We start from the raw sequence: 11612 nt of genomic DNA on the forward strand, positions 1-11612 counted from the left end.
GTCACCGGCGTTCGATACTCCACTAAGTTCGGGGAACCATGCTCAAAAAGCTGTTGCTGATAATTTCGTTCATCGCTTTCTTAGCCGGTCAGGCGTTTAGTTCATGTACGGCACCGCAGAATGCGATTGAAGCTGAAAATTGCAATCCCGGCTCAAACAACTGGATTGTGAACAGCATCGATTCAACGATTCAGGGTTTTGCGACTGATATCAGCTACAACGTTGGGCAGTCGGTAAATTTCAAGATCAACACGAGCGCGAGCAACTATCAGATAACTATTTTCCGCATGGGGTACTACCAGGGAAGTGGTGCCCGGCAGATCGCGACCGTTACGCCTTCTGCGAAGCTGCCACAAAGCCAGCCGGCTTGCCTTACCGATTCGGCCACGGGCCTCGTGGATTGCGGAAACTGGGCAGTATCAGCCTCGTGGACGATTCCAAGCAATGCAGTATCTGGCATTTATTTCGCCGATATCGTTCGCGGTGATACCGGCGGAGCCAATCAAATTTTCTTCATTGTCCGCGACGATAGCAGTCACTCGGACGTTTTGTTCCAAACATCGGACGAGAGCTGGGAGGCCTACAACGGCTACGGTGGGCACAGCTTTTATGGACCGACAACAGGTTTTGATCTGACTAACCGCGGTTATAAAGTCAGCTACAACCGGCCATTTGCATGGATAGAGAATCAAACGCAGCCGTTCTATGCGGAATACCCGATGGTGCGCTGGCTTGAGGAAAATGGTTACAACGTTAGTTATTTCAGTAGTGTGGATGCTGCACGGAGCGGCGCGCTCATACAGAACCACAAGCTATATCTCTCCGTCGGACACGACGAATACGTTTCGGGTCCGAAAAGGACAAGTGTAGAGGCTGCTCGCGATGCCGGCGTTAATCTTGCGTTCTTCAGCGGGAATGAGTTCTTTTGGAAGACGCGTTGGGAAAACAGTATCGATGGCACCGGCACTCCGTATCGGACCCTGGTCTGCTACAAGGAAACTCTTGGAGCAACTTCTAACCCTCCGGCCACTACTGCTGTTGACCCGCAAGACCCGCCAACTTGGACAGGCACCTGGCGGGATCCCGTCAAGAGCCCGCCAGCCGATGGCGGCCGACCGGAAAACGCCTTGACGGGTCAACTATTCCGAGTCAATGGCCCGGGCAATGACAACACTAATCTGTCGATAAAAGTTCCCTCCGCAATGGGAAAGTTTCGCTTTTGGCGTAATACTCCCAATGTTGCGACGCAAGCTGCCGGAGCGACTTGGACTCTGCCCGGTGGCACTCTCGGTTATGAATGGGATGCTGAGGAGGATAACGGCGCGCGCCCGGCTGGCCTCTTCGACCTCTCAAGCGCAACCTACAACCTCACAACTGATTATCTGCAGGACGCCGGTGGACTCTACGGAACGGGAACGGCGACGCACAAGCTCTCACTTTATCGAGCTCCGAGCGGTGCACTGGTGTTTGGCGCCGGCACAGTGCAATGGTCTTTTGGCCTGGATTCTTCCAGCGGCGGGACCGCGGACGTAAACATGCAGCAGGCAACAGTCAATCTGTTTGCTGACATGGGCGTCCAGCCGGCGACCCTGCAGGCCGGATTACATCCTGCAACCCAATCGACTGACACTACGCCGCCTGTATCTACGATTACCGCTCCAGCGAACGGCACATCTGTTCAAGCTGGAACGACGATCGCCGTTACCGGAACCGCCAGCGACGTTGGAGGCTTGGTTGCCGGGGTCGAAATCTCGGTCGACAATGGAGCAACTTGGCATCCGGTGACCGGAACCACAAGTTGGTCTTATACGTGGGTTGCAAATACGGGAGGGACGTTCACTCTTTTAAGCCGTGCGGTGGATGACAGCGCCAATTTGGAAACGCCGTCCGGCGGACCATCGGTAAATATCGTAGGTGTTGCTTCCGTAACTGCAAGTCCGAGCACTTTATCTGGAGGAGCTTCGTCGCAAGGAACCGTCACTCTAAGCGCCCCAGCCGGAACTGGTGGTACCAGCGTGACGCTAACATCGAGCGTACCATCAGTTGCTGCAATACCTGGTTCAGTTGTAGTTCCAGCAGGAAGCACGACCGCGACTTTTCCCATCACAACAGTTCCTGTCGGTGTCTCCACAAGCGTTGTCATTTCTGCGAAATTCGCAAGCACTGCCACAACGACACTTACAGTTAACGCGGTCTTTCCACCTGCGCCGGGAGTTGTCGATATCGATGCGGTAGTCTCGGCGCATCAAGGGACCTCCTCTTCGACAATCACGAGCGGGGCGTTTTCTACCGCTGCGCCAAATGAGCTGGTGTTGGCGCTCATATCCAGCGATGCGCTTCAGCAAAACATCACGGTCTCGGGAATTACGGGAGGTGGTCTCAGTTGGACGATGGTCCAGCGCGCGAACGGCCAGAATGGCACAGCCGAAGTCTGGCGAGCGTTGGCGCCGAGCGTGTTGACGAAGGTTACTGCAACCGCGACCTTCTCGCAGTCGTCTCCCAGTGCTGATATCACAATCATGACGTTTGCTGGGGTAGATACGAGCGGCACGAATGGCTCAGGCGCGATTGGTAATTCCGCCTCCGCGAGCGCTGCGAGCGGGGCGCCAACGGCTTCACTCACCACGACTCGAAACAATTCCTGGGTAATTGGGGTAGGCGCGGATAATGCGAACGCGATTGCGAGGACTGTCGGTCCCAACCAAGTGTTGATCGATTCCTATCTCAGTCCCTTGGGAGATACATTCTGGTCCCAGAGGCAGTCGGCCCTCGTGTCGAGTTCGGGCTCGACGGTCACGATCAATGACACAGCTCCGACTGGTGACAGTTATAACCTGGCCATCGTTGAAGTCAGGCCGCCGTTGGTCGGACAGTTCAGCATTTCAGGAAATCTATCCGCCAACGGTGCCGGCGCAACCGTCACGCTCAGCGGAGCAATGTCGCAGACAACCACCGCGGATGCTGCAGGGAACTATTCTTTTGTATCCCTTGTAAGTGGATCGTACACGGTCACGCCAAGCAAGGCTGGATTCGCCTTTAGCCCTGCCAGTCAATCAGCCACCATCACAAGTTCAAATATCTCGAACCTCAACTTCACGGCATCGCAAGCGGTCTCAATTTCTGGAACTATTAGTCCCGCAAGTGCTGGCAGCGGCGCTACCATAACACTTAGTGGGGCTGCCTCTGGCACTGTAACGGCCGACGCGTCGGGTAACTATTCGTTCAACACGACCGGAAACGGAACCTATACCATCACACCCAGCAAGAATGGCTTTGACTTTACCCCGTCATCGCGGACCGTCACCGTGGCCGGCGCAAACATTAGCGGAGTGAACTTCACGGCACAGGCAGTTATTACTACAAGCTTGGCAATTGATGTGAAGACCTCTAAGGACGGAACCACCGCAAGCTCCTCAATCAGCTCATCTGCGTTCTCTACCAGTTCGCCAAATGAGCTGTTGCTGGCGTTCATTTCAACCGATTACCTCGGTGGCGCAAATACAACCGTCAGCGATGTGGCTGGGGGCGGACTAACCTGGAGTTTGGTCGCGAGGGCGAATACTGAGAGTGGGGACGCCGAAGTTTGGCGTGCTTTTACTCCTGCGCCGCTGACCAATACTACTGTTACAGCAACTTTGTCTCGAAGCGTTGTCAGCTCCATCACCATCATCACCTTCACGGGTGTTGATCTGACGGGTACGAATGGTTCCGGAGCTATTGGCGCAACTGCGAGTAAGGGTGCCACGAATGGTGCTCCGAGCCTCTCGGTGGTTACTACTCGCAACAATTCGTGGGTGTTCGGTGTAGGTAACGATTTCGACAACGCAATAGCGAGAACGCCGTCTTCAGGACAGACCGTTGTCCACCAGGATCTCACCTCGGCAGGTGATACCTATTGGGTGCAGATGCAGAACGCCACCACTCCTTTGAGTGGCACTACAGTAGCAATTAGCGACAGTGCCCCAACGTCTGATCGGTGGAACTTAGCCGTTGTAGAGGTTCTCCCCTCACTTGGTCCGTACAGCATTTCCGGTACTTTAACTCCTGCGCTCAGTGGAGTTACCATCGCGCTTAGCGGATCTGTAAATGCGACCGCAATACCAGATGGATCCGGAAATTATACTTTTTCGGGACTTCCTAACGGGTCATACACAGTGACTCCTTCGAAAGCAGGATTTAACTTTAGCCCTGCCTCCCAGAACGTGATCGTTAATGGCGCAAGTGTAACCGCGATCAACTTCACGGCAACGGCACAGACCTTCAGCATTTCCGGCACTGTGTCTGCGATTGGCGCAAATGCAACCGTGGCTCTCGGTGGTTCGGGCACCGCATCAACCACCGCAGACGCTTCCGGCAATTACTCCTTTACAGGGCTGTCAAACGGAACGTACACGGTTACTCCGTCGAAATCCGGAGTTGTATTCAATCCGACTAGCCAGAATGCGACAGTAAACGGTAGCAATGTTTCCGGACTGAACTTCACGGCGGCACAAACGTTCAGCATTTCCGGCAATCTGTCCACGACCGGCGCGAATGCCTCGGTGGCTCTCAGTGGTTCGGGCACGGCCTCTACGACAGCGGACGCTTCCGGCAACTACTCATTTACAGGATTGTTAAACGGAACGTACACGGTTACACCATCCAAGTCTGGAGTGACATTCAATCCGACAAGTCAGAATGCGACGGTCAATGGCAGCAATGTTTCTGGGCTGAACTTCACAGCGGCACAAACCTTCGGTATCTCCGGCAATCTGTCGGCGACTGGCGCGAATGCAACAGTCGCTCTCAGCGGTTCGGCAACTGGGTCTACGACGGCGGATGCCTCCGGGAACTACACATTTACAGGATTGTTAAACGGAACATACACAGTTACTCCGTCGAAGTCCGGGGTGATATTTAATCCGACAAGCCAGAATGCGACGGTGAATGGCAGCAATGTTTCGGGAGTGAACTTCACCGCAACCGGACAAACATTCAGCATTTCCGGCAATCTGTCTGCAACCGGTGCGAACGCTACGGTGGCTCTCAGCGGTTCGGCAACCAGCTCTACCACCGCGGATGCCTCCGGAAACTACACGTTTACCGGACTGACAAATGGAACGTACACAATTACACCGTCGAAGTCTGGAGTGATATTCAATCCAACAAGTCAGAATGCGACGGTGAATGGTAGCAATGTTTCGGGAGTAAACTTTACCGCCACGGCGCAGACGTTCAGCATTTCCGGTAATCTGTCCACGACCGGCGCGAATGCCTCGGTGGCTCTCACTGGTTCGGCCACCGCCTCTACGACAGCGGATGCGTCCGGGAACTACACGTTTACGGGACTCTCAAACGGAACATACACGCTGACTCCGTCGAAGTCTGGAGCGACATTTAGTCCAACGAGCCAGAATGCGACGGTGAACGGTAGCAATGTTTCTGGAGTGAACTTCACGGCGGTATCGTCGATCGCGGGCTTGGCGATCGACGCCAACAGCTCCAAAGACGGAACCACGGCCAGCACCACAATCGCAACGCCAGCTTTTTCCACTGTTTCTGGCAATGAGCTCCTGCTGGCTTTCATTGCCACCGATTACCTGAGCGGCGCCAACACAACTGTTTCCAGCATTTCGGGCGGGGGACTTACATGGAATCTGGTGAAGCGCACGAATGTACAGAGCGGTGACGCGGAGATCTGGGCGGCGTTTGCTCCTTCAGCGCTGACAAATGTTACCGTAACTGCCACTGTGTCGCAGAAGGTGGTCTGTTCCATTACTGTCACGAGCTTTACCGGTGTGGACACCACCATCGGCACAACTCTTCCCAATGCCGTTGGAGCTACCGGAACTGCAAATGCCAGAACAGGAGCTCCTTCTGCTGCTCTGGTGACTACACGTAACAACTCTTGGGTGTTTGGCGTGGGTAATGATTACGACAATGCCGTCGCACGCAGCGCCGGCACAGGCCAGACGGTCGTGCATCAATTCCTGACTCCAACCGGTGACACATACTGGGTTCAGATGCAGAACGCGACTACGCCTCTGAGTGGCACTTCTGTAAGCATCAATGACGTCGCACCGACGGGTGATCGCTACAACCTCACTACAGTCGAGATACGTACTCCGTAGGATTGGCGAAATCCACCGCCAACCTATCGCTATCTCCGCTGAGTGGCAAAGGGTGTTGCCGTGTATGCAATATTTTGCACATTCAAAGGCGGAGCAAGCGAGGTAGTGCGGCGTAAGTGCCTTCGAATGAATGTGCTGCAGGTGGTCTCAAAACTGCAACCACATAAGCTGCCGACGCCCGTTCATCGTTACATGTTCTAGCCACTTGGAACAGATCCCGACAACAGAATGGATTCGGAACAGCACAGCGGACATAAAGATAGACCTCGCGTGAAAACGGATAGCTCTCATCCCGAGTCAGCGCTCCCTGAGCAGTTCCGCGCTTATTTCGGCAGTGCTCCCGATTCTATTGACGGTTCAGTTTGGAGCGATGGACGCCTGGTGCAGATGTTCCAATCGATCGAAATGCTTCGGACGGAGCGATATGTTGCATCCGGCTGGACTGCTCCGCTCGCTAGACAGGTTTATTACTGGCTTCGACCGCTGCTCACGCGTCATTTCCGACAGTTCATTCATCGGCAAATCTTTCGTTCCAGAGTCAAGTCGAATGTCCCTGGGTGGCCAATTGATTGTTCCGTCGATCACTTATTCCGAGTAGTGATGGGATTAGTGATCGAGATAAGCGGCGAGGAGGAGGTTCCTTTCATTTGGTTTTGGCCGGAGGGGCACCCCGCAGCTGTAATGATGACGCACGATGTCGAAGGAAGCATCGGTGCTGCAGGCTGCAAAATGCTCATGGACCTCGATGATTCTTTCCGCATCCCCGCCGCGTTTCAGCTCATACCGGAAGGTCCTTATGATCCGATTGCGGAACTGGTAAATGAAATTCGTGGCCGAGGTCATGAAGTGAACCTTCACGATCTGGACCATGATGGCCGTCTTTACGGAAATGCTGCACGGTTTGCCGAGCGGGCCAAAAAAATAAGGCACTACGCCGAAGTTTATGGCACCAGAGGTTTTCGCGCCGGATCCATGCACCGCAATCAGGACTGGTTACCGGAATTGCAAGTTGAATATGACATGTCGGTTCCCACCGTGGCTCACATGGAGCCACAGGGTGGCGGATGCTGCAGTGTAATGCCTTACTTTGTAGGCAATGTTCTTGAGCTGCCGCTTACCACTATCCAGGATTACGGATTGTTCAGCATCCTGAAACAATCATCAATCGAACTTTGGAGCAAGCAGATAGAAGCCATTTTGAAACAGAATGGACTCATTAGTTTTATTGTTCACCCGGATTATGTTATTGAAACGCCGCAGCAAGAGACTTATTCCGAACTTCTCGATTACCTTGCACAGCAGATAAATGCGCATGGCCTGTGGGCCGCTCGTCCGGGCGACATCAACGAATGGTGGCGCCAACGGCGGTGCATGCAGCTGGTGCGGACTGCTTCAGGGTGGGCAATAGAAGGTGAGGGCTCTGACAGAGCCCGGATCGCCTATGCCAGCATGAGCGGTGGAGAAGTTAGCTATCGATGGGATAAATCAACGGTTGAAGCTCGACGTTGTGACGAGCTTCTGGTGTGAGCGGGATTAGAAACACTCCTGTTTGCTGTAGGAAAGATTGGGATGAAAGATATCGAAGTTATAGCCCCCTTGGGGGATCCCCGGTGGTCGGGGTTTGTCGACCTCCATCCCAAGGCTTCTATCTTCCACACCAGGGAGTGGATCGCTGCGCTCAAAAACACATATGGCTATTCGCCTTTTGCGATTGCCAGGATTTCGCAAGGCGGCGAAATACGAGCAGCAATTCCTGTTTGTGCTGTCGAAAGCTGGCTGACAGGGAAACGATTGATATCTCTTCCGTTTGCGGATCACTGTGAACCGCTTGTTGACAGTTCCTCCGAGATGCTGAACCTCGTCGCTGCACTTGAAGTTATCGGTCGAGAAGGTAAGTACAACTACGTTGAACTCCGACCGCTCAATGACTCATTTGAAGCAGAAGATAGTGGTCTGCATGTTTGTGAAAGTGCGTCTTTCTCTCACCACCTCGTCGATCTACGTCCGGACATCCAGGAACTGTTCGGACACCTTCATCCCAGCTGCGTGCGCCGCAAGATTCGCCGAGCCGAACAACAACGCCTTACTTATGAAAGCGGCCGCTCGGAGGGCATGGTGCAGCGTTTCTATCGGTTGATGGTGATGACAAGAAGACGGCACAACCTGTTTCCGCAACCAATCGTTTGGTTTCAGAACTTAGCACGTGAGTTTGGGGAAAGATTCACGGTGCATTTGGCCCGCAAAAGTAACGATACAGTTGCAGGCATTATCACCATTCAGCACGGAGATAAGTTGGTGTACAAGTACGGAGCATCCGATGAGACACGGCACGCTTTGGGTGGTATGCCGTTTCTTTTCTGGAATGCGATGTTGCAGGGAAAGTTTGCGGGCGCGACTGAGTTCGATCTGGGTCGCACAGATAACGAGAACCGCAGCTTGGGCACATTTAAAGAGCGCCTTGGGGCCGAAAGTCGGCAACTAAAGTACTTTTGTGTCCCCCCAAATCTGAGACGCAACTCTCAGTTTCGCGTCCGAGGCTTTGTTCGGTTCTTTACACACTTACCGAGTCCGCTTTGTTGTGCCGCAGGAAAGCTTTTATACAAACACGCAGCTTAAAGGCAGATAGTGATCGATGACTTTGATCAAATATAGAGCTCACACTTTTCGATGCTTCCTCACCATCGCAGCACTGACACTGCTCTCGATGTCAGCTTATGCCGCAATCCAGATCGATGCGACCGTGAATGTCGATCGTTCTTCGGCATCGACCACGATCCAGTCACCGGCGTTTTCGACGGTAAGCGCAAACGAGCTCTTATTGGCCTTTGTAACAGGCGATTATCTCTCGGGAGCCAATACTCAAGTTTCGTCGATTTCGGGCGCAGGTTTAAATTGGCAACTGGTTGTCCGCACGAATACTCAATCGGGAACATCAGAAATTTGGCGCGCCTTTTCGCAAAATCCACTCACGAATGCGACTGTCACGGCGACTCTCTCTCAGTCCGTCGTCTCGTCGATGACGGTAATGAGCTTTGCCGGCGTCGATACCTCAGGTTCTGCCGGATCGGGCGCAGTCGGAGCAATTGGCAGCGGCAACTCACGGTCCGGAGCGCCAACTGCATCCTTAACAACAACAAGGGACGGATCATTGGTGTTGGGAGTCGCAAATGATTACGACAATGCGATAAGCCGAACTGTAGGTTCAGGTCAGAGTCTGATCCACCAATATCTGACGCCCACTGGCGATACGTATTGGGCGCAGATGCAAACCGCTCCCATCCCGCTTGCTGGGACGGTCGTGAAGATCAACGATACGGCTCCGACGACAGATCGATACAACCTCAGCATTGTTGAAGTGCTTGCTGCCGCGTCTGCTGGAAGCACCTACAGTATTTCTGGAGTAATCAGTCCCGCATCGACTTCCTCTGGTACTACTGTGACGTTGTCGCAGAACGGAGCGACGGTTACGTCGGCAGTAGTGGACAGCACAGGATCCTACGTTCTGAACAATTTGCAGAACGGCACGTACACGTTAACGCCCGCAAAAACCAATGTAGTGTTCACTCCAGCGAGTGAATCCGTGACGGTGAATGGGGCGAACGTCACCGCACCGGGTATTACAGCAACGGCTCAGACTTGGAGCGTTGCAGGCAATATCAGCCCCGCTGCTGCGGGGATCACGCTCTCATTGTCTGGAGCATCAACGGCCACAACTACTACAGATAGCTCTGGTAATTACACTTTCACTGGCCTGAACAATGGCAGTTATACGATTACTCCATCCCAAAGTGGATTGTCGTTCAACCCAGCTTCACAGCCCATCAGCGTCAATGGCGCGAACGTGAGCGGGGTTAACTTTACGAGTACGAGTGCAACGTGGAGTATTTCGGGAGGAACAACGCCTCCGCTTTCCGGCGCAACTATTGCGTTAAGTGGAGCCTCCGCGGCAAGCACCACAACGGCTGCCGATGGATCGTACAGCTTCTCCGGTTTGGGGAACGGCAGCTACACGATCACTCCTTCCTATCCGGGGACCACCTTTAGCCCAAGTTCGTTAATCGCGACGATCAACAACGCCAGTGTCACGGGAGAGAATTTCACCGATCAGCAGCAGAGCTCAGCACCCTTAGCAATGGATGCGAAGGCTTTCGGCGATACTTCATCTGCTAGCGCCACAGTCACTACAGGAGTCTTTTCGACAGCACAACCGAACGAGCTTCTCCTCGCTTTCGTGGCCACGGACTATCTTTCGGGGGCAAACACAACGGTCAGTGCCATTACTGGTGGCGGACTTACCTGGACGTTTGTCCGCCGTACCAATGTTCAGAGTGGAACAGCAGAGGTTTGGCGAGCATTTGCTGCGGCTCCATTATCCAATGTGACGGTGGCTGCGACCCTGTCACAAAAGGTCTACTCCTCGATTTCAGTTGTGAGTTTTATCGGAGTGGATGTTTCTGGATCAAACGGTTCAGGAGCGATTGGAGCGACTGCATCGGCCAACGCTACTTCCGGAGCGCCGAAAGTAACGCTGACAACGACTCGAAATGGATCTTGGATATTTGGGGTCGGCAACGACTTTGACAACGCGATTTCCAGAACCGCAGGTACTGCGCAGACAGTTTTGCATCAGGATCTGTCGGCGAGTGGTGATACTTATTGGGTTCAGATGCAGAATTCTCCTACTGCACTGAGCGGGACGTCGGTGACGCTCAACGACACGGCACCGACTTCAGATCGTTACAACTTAACTGCTGTAGAAGTGCTTCCGGCAGGTGGGAGCGGAATTTCGTCTCCGCCGTCCGTCAGCATGATAGCTCCGGCTCCTGCAGCCACAATTGCCGGCCTCGTCACGGTTGCGGCCAATGCGAGCAGCTCGACTTCGACGATTGCGAGCCTACAGTTCGTGCTCGATGGAGCGAATTTGGGAAGTCCTGTTACTGCTGCGCCATACTATGCGACTTGGGATACCACGAAGAGTACTTCAGGCACCCACACATTGAGCGCTATCGCGTTCGATGCAACAGGCTTGAGTGCAAGTTCGTCTGCGCTAACTATAACTGTGGATAACTCTGGCAATCCCGCGGTTGTCGGTAGCTGGTCCGCCCCTGCGAGCCTCAATGCGGTCGCAGTGAACTTGATTCTTCTTCCGAACAACAAGCTGCTTTATTACGATGATGGCGCCACTCCTGCCGTCTGGGATTATCAACAGAATGTGTTTACCGCTACTCCGACGAATCCCGATCTGTTCTGCTCGGGACACGCTTCACTAGCAGACGGAAGAATCCTGGTAGTCGGAGGCTATGGCGATGGCAGCGGAAACATCGGGATAGCTAATGCCGAGATCTTCGATGCGACGAACAACACATGGACCACAGTTCCTAGCATGAAGTACAAGCGTTGGTATCCCACGGCAACAACGCTGTCTGACGGAAGGATTTTGGTTACGGCGGGATGGCAGACCAGCGAGCACACCAACGCTGGCATACCGGAGATTTACAATCC

4 protein-coding genes are annotated in these 11612 nt (G+C 53.7%); all 4 read left to right on the forward strand.

Annotation, left to right across the window (positions count from 1 at the left end; all coding sequences use genetic code 11):
* The first annotated feature begins 38 nt into the window (after positions 1-38).
* Positions 39-6110, forward strand: coding sequence for a N,N-dimethylformamidase beta subunit family domain-containing protein (locus tag VFU50_14405; protein ID HEU5234053.1), 6072 nt, complete (start codon positions 39-41; stop codon positions 6108-6110).
* Positions 6111-6338: 228 nt separating this feature from the next.
* Entirely contained in the window at positions 6339-7637 is a 1299-nt protein-coding gene (locus tag VFU50_14410; protein ID HEU5234054.1) for a hypothetical protein, read from the forward strand.
* A gap of 42 nt (positions 7638-7679) precedes the next feature.
* Positions 7680-8726, forward strand: a complete 1047-nt coding sequence (locus VFU50_14415) for a GNAT family N-acetyltransferase (GenBank protein HEU5234055.1) — start codon at positions 7680-7682, stop codon at positions 8724-8726.
* A gap of 88 nt (positions 8727-8814) precedes the next feature.
* A partial coding sequence (locus VFU50_14420; GenBank protein HEU5234056.1) for a kelch repeat-containing protein occupies positions 8815-11612 on the forward strand: 2798 nt, incomplete at its 3' end.

This window comes from Terriglobales bacterium, from assembly GCA_035764005.1.
Taxonomy (GTDB): Bacteria; Acidobacteriota; Terriglobia; order Terriglobales; family Acidobacteriaceae; genus Gp1-AA112.